This is a genomic window from Lonsdalea britannica, from assembly GCF_003515985.1.
In the GTDB taxonomy this organism is placed as follows: Bacteria; Pseudomonadota; Gammaproteobacteria; order Enterobacterales; family Enterobacteriaceae; genus Lonsdalea; species Lonsdalea britannica.
In genome coordinates, this window is sequence record NZ_CP023009.1 from 1,468,463 (window position 1) to 1,483,492 (window position 15,030).

General features: G+C 57.0%; 13 protein-coding genes. 3 read left to right on the top strand and 10 right to left on the bottom strand.

Annotated features, from left to right (window positions below):
• Nucleotides 1-19 precede the first annotated feature (19 nt).
• The 3 genes from dkgA to CKQ53_RS06935 form a co-directional block, all read right to left on the bottom strand.
• Nucleotides 20-865, bottom strand: a complete 846-nt coding sequence (gene dkgA, locus CKQ53_RS06925) for a 2,5-didehydrogluconate reductase DkgA (RefSeq protein WP_094118163.1) — start codon at nt 863-865, stop codon at nt 20-22.
• Between the two features lie 198 nt (nt 866-1,063).
• Nucleotides 1,064-2,227, bottom strand: a complete 1,164-nt coding sequence (yqhD, locus tag CKQ53_RS06930; protein WP_085651019.1) for an alcohol dehydrogenase — start codon at nt 2,225-2,227, stop codon at nt 1,064-1,066.
• A gap of 3 nt (nt 2,228-2,230) precedes the next feature.
• Nucleotides 2,231-2,971, bottom strand: a complete 741-nt coding sequence (locus CKQ53_RS06935; RefSeq protein WP_094118164.1) for an NADPH-dependent oxidoreductase — start codon at nt 2,969-2,971, stop codon at nt 2,231-2,233.
• A gap of 207 nt (nt 2,972-3,178) precedes the next feature.
• Here CKQ53_RS06935 and CKQ53_RS06940 point away from each other — a divergent pair, with 207 nt between their 5' ends.
• A complete protein-coding gene (locus tag CKQ53_RS06940; protein ID WP_085651087.1) occupies nt 3,179-4,093 on the top strand; it encodes an AraC family transcriptional regulator in 915 nt (304 codons plus the stop codon).
• Nucleotides 4,094-4,138: 45 nt separating this feature from the next.
• On the opposite strand, the gene CKQ53_RS06945 is transcribed toward CKQ53_RS06940, so the two are convergent.
• Together CKQ53_RS06945 and metC are read right to left on the bottom strand one after the other, a co-directional pair.
• A complete protein-coding gene (locus tag CKQ53_RS06945) occupies nt 4,139-4,798 on the bottom strand; it encodes a DedA family protein (RefSeq protein WP_085651017.1) in 660 nt (219 codons plus the stop codon).
• A 189-nt stretch (nt 4,799-4,987) separates the two neighbouring features.
• A complete protein-coding gene (gene metC / locus CKQ53_RS06950; RefSeq protein WP_094118165.1) occupies nt 4,988-6,181 on the bottom strand; it encodes a cystathionine beta-lyase in 1,194 nt (397 codons plus the stop codon).
• Between the two features lie 329 nt (nt 6,182-6,510).
• Between metC and exbB the strand changes: the two genes are divergently transcribed.
• On the top strand, nt 6,511-7,470 hold the full coding sequence (exbB, locus tag CKQ53_RS06955; protein WP_085651015.1) for a tol-pal system-associated acyl-CoA thioesterase: 960 nt from the start codon (nt 6,511-6,513) through the stop codon (nt 7,468-7,470).
• A 3-nt stretch (nt 7,471-7,473) separates the two neighbouring features.
• Nucleotides 7,474-7,893, top strand: coding sequence for a TonB system transport protein ExbD (gene exbD, locus CKQ53_RS06960; RefSeq protein ID WP_074728878.1), 420 nt, complete (start codon nt 7,474-7,476; stop codon nt 7,891-7,893).
• A gap of 168 nt (nt 7,894-8,061) precedes the next feature.
• On the opposite strand, the gene CKQ53_RS06965 is transcribed toward exbD, so the two are convergent.
• The 5 genes from CKQ53_RS06965 to CKQ53_RS06985 all read right to left on the bottom strand — a co-directional run bounded on the left by CKQ53_RS06965 (nt 8,062) and on the right by CKQ53_RS06985 (nt 14,661).
• On the bottom strand, nt 8,062-9,081 hold the full coding sequence (locus CKQ53_RS06965; protein ID WP_085651014.1) for a substrate-binding domain-containing protein: 1,020 nt from the start codon (nt 9,079-9,081) through the stop codon (nt 8,062-8,064).
• A 31-nt stretch (nt 9,082-9,112) separates the two neighbouring features.
• On the bottom strand, nt 9,113-10,525 hold the full coding sequence (locus CKQ53_RS06970; RefSeq protein WP_094118166.1) for a glycoside hydrolase family 32 protein: 1,413 nt from the start codon (nt 10,523-10,525) through the stop codon (nt 9,113-9,115).
• Entirely contained in the window at nt 10,525-11,895 is a 1,371-nt protein-coding gene (locus CKQ53_RS06975; RefSeq protein ID WP_085651012.1) for a sucrose-specific PTS transporter subunit IIBC, read from the bottom strand. The genes CKQ53_RS06970 and CKQ53_RS06975 overlap by 1 nt, the downstream gene beginning before the upstream one ends.
• Nucleotides 11,896-11,977: 82 nt before the next feature.
• Nucleotides 11,978-13,549 (bottom strand): carbohydrate porin, encoded by a 1,572-nt coding sequence (locus tag CKQ53_RS06980; protein ID WP_094118167.1) that lies wholly within the window; start codon nt 13,547-13,549, stop codon nt 11,978-11,980.
• 185 nt (nt 13,550-13,734) lie between these two features.
• The gene (locus CKQ53_RS06985; RefSeq protein ID WP_085651010.1) at nt 13,735-14,661 is read right to left on the bottom strand and encodes an aminoimidazole riboside kinase; all 927 of its coding nucleotides are present in this window, start codon (nt 14,659-14,661) and stop codon (nt 13,735-13,737) included.
• Between the last annotated feature and the right edge of the window lie 369 nt (nt 14,662-15,030).

A 15,030-nucleotide genomic window follows, 5' to 3' on the forward strand; every position in this document is an offset into this window, starting at 1 on the left:
GCGCTGCGGCGGGACGAGATTACGCTTCAGCAGGGGGTTGGTCCGGATCGGGCCCCAGACGCTTGCCGCTGTCCAGCGCGGCGATCTGGCTTAGTTCCTCTTTTTCTAATTTAAAATCAAGCACATCGAAATTCTCTTGGATGCGTGCCGGTGTGACGGATTTCGGGATCACCACCAATCCGTTATCAAGATGCCAGCGGATGACAATCTGCGCTGGTGTCTTGCCGTATTTTTTCGCCAGGTCACGGATAATGGGCGTATCAAATACGCCTTTCCCGCCCTGCGCCAGCGGACTCCAGGATTCGGTCTGAATGTGGTGCGTGGTGTTCCAGGCATGTAGCGAGCGCTGTTGCAGCAGCGGATGCAGTTCGATCTGGTTGATGACCGGCATCACCCCGGTGGCTTCCTTGAGACGCTGCAGGTGGTGGGGATGAAAGTTGCTGACGCCGATGCTTTTAGTGAGCCCCTGTTCCTGCAATCGGATCAAACCCCGCCACGCCTCGATATAGGTATCCTCGGCGCTGCCTTTAGGCGGCCAGGGCCAGTGGATCAGGTAGAGGTTGACATAGTCCAGCTTCAGCTTGCGTAGGCTCTCCGTCAGCGCTTGTACCGGACGGCCTTGATCGCTGTTCCAGAGTTTGGTGGTGATATACAGATCGTTGCGCGGCAGCCCGGCGGACTGTAACGCCTCGCCCACCGCAGCTTCGTTTTGATAGATGGCCGCGGTATCGATGGCCTTGTATCCCGTTTTCAGTGCTTCATTCACCGCAACAATGGTTTCTTCATGGCTGGCTTGCCATACGCCCAGTCCCAACTGCGGGATGGTTTTGCCGTCACTCAGTTTAATGATGGGTTGTGTCGTCATAGCATTCTCCTTGTTCCGGCCCGACCACGCAGCGCGGTCGATGCAGACTGCAGGTTCGCTTTTCGGCAAGCCGAAAGCGAATAACGGCGGTTTCCGTGAGAGGAAAAACCGCCGGAGTGCTTGTCGCCGCAGGGGAAAGCGTTTTCCCGATGCGCAGCGTTAAACAGCAGTGTAGCTGAAAGCTGAAGAGGGGGAGGCTTAGCGAGCAGCCTCGTAGACGCGTTGACTGTCGGCCAGCGTAATATCCTTGTGCTCGCCGAGCGACGTCATGCCGTGCTCCTTGAGTTTTTCCACCAGCGCCGGGATGCTGCTGCCGTCCAACTGATAGTCCGACATCCGCGTCGGAACGCCCATGCGTTCGAAGAACTCACGGGTGGCCTCAATCGCGCCCTCAATTCGCTGCGCTTCGCTGCCGTCGCGGAGACCCCATACGCGTTCAGCATACTGAAGCAGTTTCTCCCGTTTCTGCGCTTGACGGTCGCGGAGCATGGCTGGCAGAACAACCGCCAATGTCTGAGCATGATCCAATCCGTGCATGGCGGTCAGCTCATGCCCCAGCATATGCGTCGACCAGTCTTGCGGCACGCCCGCGCCGATCAGACCGTTCAACGCCAGGGTCGCGCTCCACATGACATTGGCGCGCACAGTGTAGTTATCCGGTTCTTTCAGCGCGCGCGGACCTTCTTCGATCAGTGTCAGCAGCAGCCCTTCCGCGAAGCGATCCTGCACTTTCGCGTCGACCGGATAGGTCAGGTATTGCTCCAGCGTATGGACAAAGGCATCGACGACGCCGTTGGCGATCTGGCGCTCAGGAAGAGTGTAGGTAACCACCGGGTCCAGTACGGCAAACTGCGGGCGCACCAGTGGGGTATGGAACGCCTGCTTATCGCCGCTGGCTTTCCGCGTGATCACCGCGCCGCTGTTGGACTCGGAGCCGGTTGCCGGCAGCGTCAGCACCACGCCGATAGGCAGCGCCTGGGTGATGTCCTGTCCATGGGTCTGCAGGATATGCCATGGATCTTCCGACGCCGTGTAATTCGCTGCCGCCGCAATGAATTTGGTGCCGTCCGCGACTGAACCGCCGCCGACGGCAAGCAGAAAGTCGATGTGATCCCGGTGAACCACGTCGACGGCCTTCATCAGCGTTTCGTAAGTCGGGTTAGGCTCAACGCCGGAAAACTCCGTGATGCTGCGGCCTGCGAGGGCGGCGTGAACCTGATCGAGCACGCCATTGCGTTTGATACTGCCGCCGCCGTAGACGATCAGAATACGCGCGTCTTCAGGAATTTCGGCGGCGATACCCGCGATCTGTCCTTCCCCGAAGAGAATTTTCGTCGGGGTATGCAGGGTAAAATTGTTCATAGATTATTTATCCAGTTTAAAGCCTTGCTGAAGCAGGGCGGGTAGAACTTCGGGGAAATAGATGTGCTGGTAATAGTCCGCGGTGTTAGGCCCCCAGGCGGCGCCGTCAGTGCGACCGATCTTTTCCCAGTGTTTTGTCAGCGTTTCATCGTATTGCTTGATGGCGTCGTTCAGCGTGTCGTCCTGATACGTTTCTTCGTGCCGGAAGGTGCTGACAGGCAGACGAGGTTTCTGGTACGCCGGTTGGTCGACGTAGCCCATCACCAGTCCTACCAGCGGGAAAGTGTGTTCCGGCAACTCGAGCAGTTCGATCATGGCTTGAGGATCGCGGCGGACCGCGCCGATAGGCACGATGCCCAGTCCATAGGAATGGGCCGCAGCGATCAGGGTGCCCAGGGCGATGCCGACATCGGTACTGCCGGAGACGATGCTCTCCACGCTTTCGTGGGCATGTTGCTCAAAGCCGCTCAGGGCAATGGCACGTTCGCTTTTATGCATATCCAGCACTAGCGTCAGGAAGACCGGAGCCTGAGCTATCCAGTCTTGTCCACCCGCCAGTTCGGCGATGCGGGCGCGTCGCGCCGGATCGCGGGTGACCACAATAGAAACCTGCTGTGAATTAACGGACGTGGGGGCGAGGTAAGCGGTTTCGATGATGGCGGAAAGGACGTCTTCAGGGATCGCTTTATCCAGATAGCTGCGTTCGCTGCGATGGCTGGTTAATAACTTGATTGTCTCGTTCATGTTCTCCACCCCTTCTTGATTTGATTTTCTTCTGTCCATCGGGTTAGCCGATGGCATGGTCTGTGATTCATTCTCGGGATCTGTCGGCGTAGGTACAATGCTCATTTCTGTTTCGTTATTGCCTATTTCTGCAAAGGAGTGCAGGAATTGATGCTTGACGGCCGGATTTATGTCATTTTATTGCTATATTCTGCAAAGGATGAAGATATGCAAAGCGAAACACATCGCCAGCGGCTGGCGAATATGGCCCGACAATACGTGGGGCAGGGCTGCGTCACCGCCACGCCGATCCCGCAGGTCAGGGTCATCTATGCCGAAGAGCACTGTGTGCGTCGGCCGGTGATGTATGACCCCAGCATCGTCATCATATTTCAGGGCCATAAGGTCGGATACATGGGCGAAAAGACCTTTCGCTATGATCCGGAAAACTATCTGCTGATGACGGTGCCCTTGCCGTTTGAGTGCGAAACGTTCGCGACGCCGGAGCATCCGCTGATCGGCCTGTCGATACGAATGGAAAGCGCGATGTTGCAGGATTTACTGATGGATCTTGGCGATGATGAGTGTCCGGATCGTCCGCGCGCCGATATCACCGGGGTATGCAGCGTACCGCTGTACGACAAGATGCTGTGTGCGGCGGAGCGGCTGCTGGAGGCGATGGCCTCGCCCAGAGACGCCAGAGTGCTGGGGCCGGGGATTGTCCGGGAGATCATCTATTACGTGCTCTGCGGCGTAGGCGGGGCGGCGCTGCAGGCGGTGGTCAACCGGCATACCCATTTCAGCCAGATCGCGCGCGCGTTACGGCGTATCGAACATGATTACGCGGACAGCCTGAACGTGGAGCAGTTGGCCGCGGACGTAAACATGAGCGTGTCGGCCTTCCATCATAATTTCAAGGCGGTGACGAATACCTCGCCGCTGCAATATTTGAAATCTTACCGTCTGCACAAGGCGCGGATAATGATGCTGCATGGTGGGTTGAAAGCCGGTGCGGCGGCGCTGCAGGTCGGGTACGAAAGTCCCTCGCAGTTTAGCCGGGAGTTTAAACGCTATTTCGGTACGACGCCGGGCGACGAAGTGGTTCGGCTACGGTCGGGCAGGGCGCTGGTGGAAGGTAATTAACTGGCGTCGCCGCACGGGCATTCGGCCCGGCGGCGGAAGGCGGCGTCAGGCGCTGACGCGTCTTTTACGCCACAGCATGACGGCGATACCGACCAGGCTGCTAAGCAGCAGCACGACCGGCAGCAGGCACAGTCCGGTCATCACCTGATCTTCATAGCGTTTCACCAGCGGAATATGGCTGATGGCGTAGCCCAGCGAGACGATGCCGCAGACCCACAGCAGCCCGCTCAGCCAGTTGAAAACCTGAAAACGGGTATTGCTCAGTCCGGAAATCCCGGCGATGGTGGGGAGCAGCGTACGAATAAACGCCAGAAAACGGCCGATCAACAGCGCCACCAGTCCGTGGCGGTGAAACAGCGAGTATGCGCGTTGGTGATAGTGCACCGGCAACTGTCCCAGCCAGGTTTTAACCAGTCGGGTATGGCCCAGCCAGCGCCCTTGCAGGTAACTGAGCCAGCAGCCGAGGCTGGCCGCAATGGTCAGCAGCACCATGGTGGGGATAAAACTCATCACCCCTTTTGCGATCATGGCGCCCGCCAGCAACAGTAAGCTGTCTCCCGGCAGGAAGGACGCCGGCAACAGGCCATTCTCAAGAAATAAGGTAACGAAGAGAATGCCGTAGACCACCCATATCACGTGAGGATCGGCCAGCGCGCTGAAATCTTGCTGCCATAGCGCCTGAATTATTTCGTGAACAACACTCATTTTGCGTCCTGTCTGGTTTTGCTGGAACCCTCTGAAGTGAACAACGTATTGCTGCTCCGTGCCGCGGTTCGGGTACGTAATAGGGTGAAAAACGTGGGTTTGTCGTTATAACTGCTGTGTAACGACCATAATACACGTTTTCCCCATGCAATCGCAGCGAAATCAGGGGGTATAGCGAGACAGAAACCTTTACGATTCCTGAATTCTTCTGAACCCGTCAGCAAGATCCTCGATCAGATCGTCGCAATCTTCCAGTCCGATATGTAACCGAATCAACGTGCCGTTGAAATCAACGCCGCCGGCCGGTCGGATTTTGGCTAGCTCTTCTGGCTGATTTGCCAGAATCAGCGATTCGAAACCGCCCCAAGAATAAGCCATGCTGAAGTGGTGGAAGTTATCAAGATAGCTGGCTAACTGCGTTGACGAGAGTTTTTGTTTTAAAACAAACGAAAAAAGCCCGTTACAGCCGCTGAAGTCGCGCGTGAAGGCTGCGTGGCCTTTACATTCCGGCAGCGCGGGATGATTGACGACGTCGACTTCGGGACGTTCCGCCAGCCAGCGCGCAATGCGCAGGCTGCTTTCCTGATGCTGCTTCAGACGCACGCCCAGCGTACGCAGACCACGGCTGGCGACATAGGCGCTGTCGGCGTCCGCCATCTGTCCCATCAGATAAGATTGCTCGCGCAGCCTGTCCCAGCAGCGGGCATTGGCGACCGCGGTGCCCAGCATGGCGTCGGAATGTCCAACGATGTACTTGGTGCCGGACTGCACGGAGATATCCACGCCTGCGTCCAGCGCCTTAAACAGAATGCCTGCCGCCCAGGTGTTATCCATGATGATGACAATCTCCGGATTGACGCGGCGTACGGCGGCGACAATCGCGGGGACATCCTGGACTTCCATGGTGATGGAACCAGGGGATTCCAGAAATACCGCTTTGGTTTCCGGTTGGATCAATTCGGCGATGCCGTCGCCGATCAGCGGGTCGAAGTAGGTGGTGCTGACATTCATTCTGCCCAGCACTTTGTTACAAAAGTCCTGCGTCGGCTCATAGGCGGAGCCGGTCACCAGCAAATGGTCGCCCGCGGAGATGAATGACAGGATGGCATTGGCGATAGCCGCTGCGCCGCAAGGGTATAGCGCGCAGCCCGCGCCGTTTTCCAGCTCGGTCATGGCTTCTTGAAGAGAGAAGTGCGTCAGCGTTCCTCGGCGACCGTAAAACAGTGCGCCTTTGGCGCGATTTATCGTCGCCTGTTTCTTGTCTTGTACGCTGTCAAAGACGAGGGAGGAGGCTCGCTGAATCACGGGATTCACTGAACCTTGAGTAAATTTCTTCTGTCTTCCGGCGGATACCAGTGCTGTGGCGGTTTTTTTGCTCGTCATGCTTCACCTGTTGCTCATCGGCCTTAATGGCTCCTGTCATCGAGGAGCGCGGCGGTTTTATCTCTTTAACACCATTCTCTTTACGTTATCATGGCTGACACCGAGTGTGTCGGGCTGAAGGCTAAAAAGCACACTCTTGCTGCCAGTAAGGGCAGTAAAAGGGGATTGTGCTGTAAGGAAAGGCGGGGTTACGGCCAGAAGAGCCGACTGCCATGGAGATATATGCGCAATAATAATGAGAATAGCTATCAATTAATTTTGGCTTTGGTATCATTTTGACCAAAATGTTTGACCCATGAATAGCACTGAATGATTGGCGGAGGAACAGCGTGAATACGGCTGACATTAAAGGAAAGCAGCAGCAGGTTTCATCAGCCCGGCGGACGATTGGCGGCGCCATTGGCGCAGCGTACCGGAGCCTGCTGGCGTTATTGCTGGTGGCGGGCTTTAGCGGTTATGCGTTTGCCGCGCCTTCATCTTTACCTCTCTCCACGAACGGTGGCGATACAGCGGCGACCTCTCCGCTCTCGCTGCCGCCGGGTCCCGACGCGGCCGCGCCGGGCAATCTGATGCAAATGGATTTATCCGTGCTGGGGATGTATCAACACGCTGACATCGTGGTCAAGATCGTGATGATCGGCTTGATCCTAGCCTCGGTGATGACCTGGGCCATCTTCTTCGGCAAAAGCGCGGAGATGATCGGCGCCAAGCGCCGTCTGCGTCGAGAGCATGATGCGCTGAGCAACGTCCGCTCTCTGGACGAAGCGGCGGAAATGGCGCGTCTTTGCAAAGCGGGCAGCGTCGCGCAACAGTTTGTCGCTGAGGCGCAGGACGAAATCTCTCTATCGGCTCGTTCCGACGACAACCTCGGCATCAAAGAGCGCACCGCGTTTCGCTTTGAGCGCCGCGTCGCGGCCAACGGACGTCATATGTCGCGTGGGACCGGATACCTGGCGACCGTCGGTGCCATCGCGCCGTTTATCGGTCTGTTTGGTACGGTTTGGGGCATCATGAACAGCTTTATTGGTATCGCCCATACGCAGACGACTAATCTGGCCGTTGTCGCTCCCGGCATCGCCGAAGCGTTGCTGGCGACCGCTATCGGTCTGATTGCCGCGATCCCGGCGGTCGTGATCTACAACGTGTTCGCCCGTTCTACGACCAGCTACAAAGCGATGGTCGGCGATGTGGCGGCGCAGGTGCTGCTGCTCCAGAGCCGCGATTTAGACATCGCCGCCAGCGAAAGCAGCACCGCGTCTTCTTCGGCGCAGAAACTACGGGCGGGTTGAGCCATGGCGATGCATCTGAACGATGGACAGAACGAAAACGGCGAAATGCATGACATCAACGTCACGCCGTTTATCGATGTCATGCTGGTGCTGCTGATTATCTTTATGGTGGCGGCGCCGCTGGCGACGGTCGATGTTCGCGTGAACCTGCCCGCCTCTTCCGCAGCGCCTCAGCCGCGTGAAAAGCCGGTCTATCTGACGATTAAAGCCGACAAACAGCTTTATCTGGGTGAAGATCCGGTCACGCAAGATACGCTGGCGCAGACGTTGAATGCTAAAACCAACGGCAATAAAGAGAACACCATCTATTTCCAGGCAGATAAAAGCGTGGACTACGAGACCATGATGCAGGTGATGGACGCGCTGCGTTCCGCCGGCTACCTCAAAGTGGGGTTGATGGGGATGGAGAAAGTGTCTCGTTAATCATTTACGCCACATCCTGTACTTCAAGCGCGGCTTCTGCCGCGCTTTTTCATTTCTGTGAACCCCGCCTGTCGCCTTCTCTGCCGAAGGGATGTTCCCTTCAACCGCAGGCGCGATATCTGGTCAGAGGCGTGCCGTGCCGAAAGGCCGCTCCGCTGGCAAAGAAGCTTATCCGCGCGAGTCAGGGTGCCGCCAGTGAATGCGACTGGGGACGTAAACGCGTTTTTCGGGCAGGGCACGACCGTCGATCAGCGCGGTGATCATATCGAAGCTTCGGCTTGCCAGCGTTTCGCAATCTTGCGCGACCGTGTCGATGCGCAGCGGCAGACAGTCGAACAGGTAGTGATCGTCGAAGCTGCATAGTCTGATGTCGCTGTTCATCAGGTTGTGCTGATTCAGGTAGCGTAGTACCCCTTCCAGCAGGCCGCAGGCGGCGACAAACAGGGTCTTCGGGGGACGACCGAGCGTCGCGCAGAGCTCGGCGAACATTTCGTAGCCGGAGCTGGGGCGATAGTTGCCGTGAATGATCCAGTCCGGGTGGCAGCTGACTCCGGCGCGTTCCAGCCCTCGCTGGAAACCAGCCAGTCGATCGCGGGTGGGTGAAATACGGGATTGGCCGCCAATGAAATAGAACTCGCTCTGATGCTGACGCGCGACGGTTTCCACCAGCGTCGCCGTGGGCTCGATCGACTCGGTGATCACCAACGGCAGGTCGGAGTCTCCAATCATGCGGTCGAACTGTACGACAGGCAGTTGCTGGTTAATCTTCTGATACTCGGCGTCGTTCAGCATGCTGGAGGCGACAATCAGCCCGTCCACCTGACGTTGAATCAGGCTATTCACCGCCATGATTTCCTGGCTGGGGTTCTCGTCGGTACAGGCGATGAGCAGTTGCAGACCGGCTTCGCGGCACAGCATTTCCAGCTCGTGAGAAATCAACGCAAAGCCATAGTTGGTCATTTCCGGCACGACCAGACCGAGCGTGTTGCTGCGGGTGGAGCGAAGCGAGCGGGCATGAATGCTGGGAAGGTAACGATGTTGTTGAGCGAGAGCGAGAACGCGATCGCGCGTAGCGTCCGAGACGCGAAACTCTTTACTACGACCATTTAAAACCAAACTGGCGGTGGATTTGGAAACCCCCGCCAGCTTGGCGATATCACTGATGGTTACGCGCTTAGTTTGTTTCACCACTCGTTCTTAATGGTAGAAAAAAGGGAAACTATTCTATCACGCATGGCGCTAACAGCCAGTGCTGCAGCGTTAACCTCCCTGAACCGCTGAAACTGACGGTGGCGTCTTGCTGTGGGAAATAGCGAGCCGACATCACGGCAGCACCGTGGTTGATAAAAATCTCCACGCTGGAGCGGTCGCACAGGATATGCAGGTAGTGCAGTTCGCCGCGCCAATAACGGTGTTCCGGCTCACCCGTACGCAGGTTGTGACGACTCAGCGTGAGCCATTCGCCATCCCAGCATAACACCATCAGGTTGGCGAAATTGATCTGGAATTCGCCCTGCGTATCCACAATCAGTTCCGCGCTGCCTGCAGGCAGGACCGGCGCATAATCCGCGACGCCTTTCCAGACGTGCTTCTGCGTGCGTAGGCTCTGCAACTCTCGGGCGGGCTGCTGATAAAGCATACCGTCTTGAAGCGTCAGCTCGCGCGGGCAGGTCATGGTGTGTACCCAGCCGTATTCGAGGGTGGGCTGCTGGAACTCATCCTGTTCCGGAACCGCCATCCAGCCGAACATCAGACGACGGCCGTCCAGACTCATCGTGGTCTGCGGCGCATAGAACTCAAAGCCCAGATCCAGTTCCTGGAAGTCTCCGTGAGTGAACTGCCCTTGGTCGTAATCCAGCGTGCCGACGAAGTAGCCCGCCTGAAAGATATTCAGGTAGCGTTCTTCTTCGGCCGCCAGACCTTGCGGACTGCAAATCAGCACGTCGTGCTGCCCTAACGGGAACAGATCCGGACATTCCCACATGTAGCCGAAATCGCCCAGTCCGCCGAGGCGAGAACCGGCGATTTCGCCCAGAGACTGCCACTGGTGCAGATCGTCGGAGGAGAACAGCAGCACCTTGCCCTGCAAATCGGTGTCCTGAGCGCCGAGCACCATGTACCACTTACCGTCATGACGCCAAACCTTCGGATCGCGCACATGGCCGGTATAGCCTTCCGGCAGCGGCAGTACGGTGCCGAGCTTGTCGAAGGTGCCGTCGGCATTTTCCCGTGCCAGACACTGGTTGGCCGTACGGGAGCCGTCGTCGTACTTCACGTTGCCGGTATACACCAACGTCAGCGTGCCGTCGTCGTCTTCCACCGCGGAGCCGGAGTAGCAGCCGTGGCTTTCATAACTTTCCGACGGCACCAGCGCCACGGGTTCGTGGCGCCAGTTAACCAGATCGACCGAGCTCCAGTGCCCCCAGAATTTGGCTCCGTGGGCGCAAGCTAATGGATTCCACTGATAAAACAGATGGTAACGCCCTTTATGCTGAATGAATCCGTTAGGATCGTTAAGCAAACCGACATTAGGTGACAGGTGCCACTGCGGACGGTAAGGGTCATAGCACTGGCGCGATTGAGCCGACATCAAGGCATGAGCCATACGTTTTAATAAGTGGGTTTCTCTCATTATTTGCTATCCGTTTTGTATCTCAGGAGCAGTGAAAGCACGAAGGCTGTTCCAAAGGCTATCAGCATGCCGATCACATAACTAATAAATGAGTCGGGTTTTACGATCGCCATACCAGGAATACCCGTCAGGCCCACGGCGGTCATGCCGACGTGGTTCGCCACGACCCAGGCGCCGCCCAGCGCACCGCCAGCGATAGCGGCCAGGAACGGTTTCACAAAGCGCAGGTTGATGCCGAACAGCGCCGCCTCGGTAATTCCCAGCAGTGCCGAGAAACCGGAAGGGATGGCGATGGCTTTGATGCGGGCATCTTTGGTTTTGAAGTAAACCGCCAGGCAGGCGCCGCCCTGAGCGATGTTAGCCATACACCAGATCGGCAGCAGGAAGTTGACGCCGATATTCGGATTGCCCAGCAGACCAGCCTCGATGGCGTGGAAGCTGTGGTGCACCCCGGTGATCACAATCACGGAGTAGAGACCGCCGAAGAGCAGACCCGCAAACCAACCTGCATGCGCGATCAGGGTGCTCAGTACCATGGAGATACCGTCGCCCAGCATCCGGCCCGCAGGACCAATTACCATCATGGCAACGAAGCCGGAGATGATGACGGTCAGGAACGGCGTCAGGATGATATCCAGCGCGTTGGGGATGATTTTGCGCAAGCGTTTTTCCACCAGGCTCATGAACCAGACCGCCAGCAGCACCGGGAACACGGTGCCCTGATAGCCGATCATGGCGACGTCGTAACCGAACAGGTGCATGGTCTTGAACCCTTCGGTGACGCCCCAGGCGTTAGTCAGAGCGGGATGGGTCAGAATCCCCCCGAGCGTCGCGCCCAGATACGGGTTACCGCCGAACTCGCGCGCGGAGGTAAAACCAATCAGGATTGGCAGAATGATAAAGGCGGCGGAGCTGAAGATATCCAGCAGAATGAAAATGGCGCTATCCGGATTCACCCAGTTATAGGTTTTAATCATTCCCAACAGGCCCATCAGCAAGCCGGAAGCAACGATAGCCGGGATGATAGGCACGAAGATGTTGGACAGCAGACGCGCCAGACGCTGCAACGGGTTCAGCTTCTTGGCGGCGGCCGATGCGGCCTCTGCTTTGCTGGACTCGTTGACGCCCGCGGCTTTAATGAACTCGGCATGGACTTTGTTGACCAGACCGGAGCCGAAAATAACCTGCATTTGCCCTGAGTTTTGGAAACAGCCTTTAACGCCTTCCAGTTTCTCGATAGCGGCTTTGTCCGCCTTATTATCATCTTTTAACACCAGACGCAGACGTGTGGCACAGTGGGCCGCGCTGGCGATATTGTCCTTCCCGCCCAGCAGGGTGAGAAGAGAAGCCGCAGTGGCTTTAATGTCCATAAGTTTCCTCATAAATCAAACAACACTACATCAGCTAAAACCGCGGCAATCCGTAGAAGGCCGCGGGTAAAGGCTGAATCAATTAAAACCAGGTTTCCATCTGGACGCCGAAGGTCCATTCGCCGCCAGCCGTAAAGCCGGTGGAGCCGAAGGCATCTTCGTTGGAGTAGTTGTCCAGACGTTTATCCCAGTCCATGTAGCTGGCGAAAACGCGCAGCTCGGGCCGGCTGAAAAAGTTGGCGATATCGCCAACTTTGAAGGTGGGTGCAAAGGTCAGCTTGTAAAAACCGCCGCTGACCTGATTGCGTGCTAAATAGCCTTGCGGATCGAGATCCATGTACTGATAGCTACCCTCATACGCCAAGGCGAAATTGGGGGTGATTTCCTGAATAAAGCGGGCGTTGAGCGTCACCCACTGATAGTCATCTCCGGAGACATAACGATCTTTGCTGCTCTGCGCCATCAGCGACGGCGCGAAGCTCCAGGTCTTGTTGATGGCGGTGGTGCCATAGGTCGCGAGACGCCAGGTGTCGGCGTTTTGCGTCAGGTTGCCGTCGGAACCGATCCCTTTGACTTCCGCGCCCAGGCCGTGACCGTACAGCAGCGCGACCAGCGAGCTGCCGTCCCGTAGGCCGTAGAAGTTGTCGCCGCGCCAGGCCACCGCGGCGTGTACGCCGGAATCGCCCGCGTTGCTGTTGACGATATGGCTGGCGCTGTTGGCGCCGGTGTTGGTGGTGAGATCGTTATTCTTCGCTCTCAGTCCACTCAGCATGAACTGGAACGGGCCGACGAAGTTGTTGCTGGTCACGATGTAGTTCTGAATTTCGTTATCCAACGCTTCGTTGTCGCCCAGACTACGCCCGTACAGGGAGAAGTTGGTTTTCCAACCGTCGACGGGTTGAACATCGTAGATACCGCCGCCGGTGCCAGCCAGGAAGACAACATCGGAATCCAGCCAGTGGATATCGAAGTTATCCCGGTCGAAGCGTTTACCGGCCCACAGCGTGGTGTCCTTGAACGCGCCGGTGAAGGTCGGCAAAGAGCCCAGCTCCACGAAGGCTTCACGAATATTCAGGTCGCTGCTGTCCGCCGTCCAGTCGTTATAGCTGCGCTGTCCGTCGGCCATCATCACCTTGAAACGCGTGGTCGCGCCGTTGTCCAGCTTGGTTTTATGTTCCAGCTTCAGTTCCAGATAGGTGTCGTCTTCGTTGCCCAGACGGCCGACGTTGCCGCCTACGCTGCCGGCAGGCGACATGCCCGGACCGACATCCGCTTTGCTGCTGGTGGCGGAGTCATGTATCGCCAGACCGGATCGCGCATAGCCGTGGAATTCGAAGCCATCGGCGAGACGGTTTTTGTCAGCCAGCGCGGTGGTGCGTTCCGCAACCTGTCGCGTTTGCTGCTCGTTTTGGCTGGTGCGCTGTTCTACCTGGTGAGCCTGCTGTTCGATTTGAGCCGTACGGGTAGAGAGCGTTTGCGCCTGTTTTTCCGCCGCGTCGGCACGGGCTTCCGCCCGCTGAGCGCGCAGTTCGGCCTGCTGAACGCGCTGTTCCAGCGCATTGAGCCGATCTTCAAGCGTGGTAGTTTCCGCCCCGGCGGCATAATGAGAACACAGAAGGAGCCCTATCGTTGCAGAGAGGTATTTGAGTTTCATGGTTTTTATTCTCTTTTTAGGTTGAGCTATATTATTTTTGCTAAATTGCTAAACCGGTTGCGCAGCGAAATTAAAGGGGAGTAAGGGGGTTGGCAAGGGTTTTTGCTAACTCGATTCTTTATCTGTGATCCTGGCTACAAAATACCTGTTCCCGCGTCTTTTTTTTACGCGGGAACAGGACAGTTTTAGGAAAGCGGCGTGGCTAACTGGTGCGCGTAAGGCAGTGCCGTCATTGCGCCTTTGGCGGTGGTCGCGAGAGCGCCGCAGCGCTGCGCCTGATCCACGATATCCATCCATTGGGCGATGTTGTTCAAATCGTCGTGCTGCGCCAAACCTTGCAACAGACCCGCGACAAACGCATCGCCTGCGCCCGTCGTGTCGACAGGCGTCACGTACGGCGCGTCGAAGTGTTTCAGGTTCTTGCTATCACGCAGCCATACGCCGTTGCCGCCCTGGGTGACCAGCAGCAGTTTCAAACCGTAACGAGACATCAGCGCTTCCGTGCCCTGTTCGATCTCGGACGTACCGCTCAGGAACAGGAACTCGTCTTCCGACAGCTTCACGGCATCGGACAGAGACAGCGCCTGATCCAGACAATCACGTAGTTCCTGTTCATTTTCCCACAGGTCTTCACGGATGTTCGGATCGAAACTGACCCAACCCTGCGCTTCGCGGATACGCTTCATGGCTTCCAGCGCCGTACCGCGCGAAGGTTCCTGAGAAAGAGCGATAGAGCACAGGTGCAGCCATTCGCCGCGCTGGAAATCAGGCAGGTCGTGAGACTGAATAAACAGGTCGGCGCTGGGGCGCACCATGAAAGTAAAGGAGCGCTCGCCCTGATCGTCCAAATCGACCAGTACGGTAGAAGTCCGATGCTTACGGTCCAGCTGCATAAAACCGGTGTCCACCTGTTCCTCGATCAGCACCGTGCGCAGGAAGCGACCAAAGGCGTCTTCGCCCACGCGGCCGATAAATGCGCTCTCACCGCCGAGACGGGCCACACCCACGGCGACGTTCGCCGGTGCGCCGCCAGGACATTTCAGATAACGATCCGTGCCTTCTGGAATAAGGTCAACCACGGCATCGCCCATGACCCACACTTTATGTGACATAACTATGCTCTTTAACTGGGATTGATAAACCGGCCGCTAAAATAGAAGAATCGGTTTAGCTAATCAATACCTTCCTGCGCCGAATGTTACCGACCGCACACATTGATCCTTAAATTAGGCGCTAGTCGGTGAAAAAAGCCGGCATTTTCGCCGAAATTGATGACGTGGCGAAGTCATTACTCATTGTGAATATTATAGGCGGAAGGGTTGTTTGGTCGACGCGCTCATGAGCGTGCAGTCAATGGAACGGGGAGGTGGGCGGGAAATTCTGAACGAGAGTAACAATGGGGATGCCGCGCCACATTCTGACGTTGTGAAAACGTCTTTTGACTGACGATGCGTCCACGCCGTCGCAGGAAAAGTGATGCT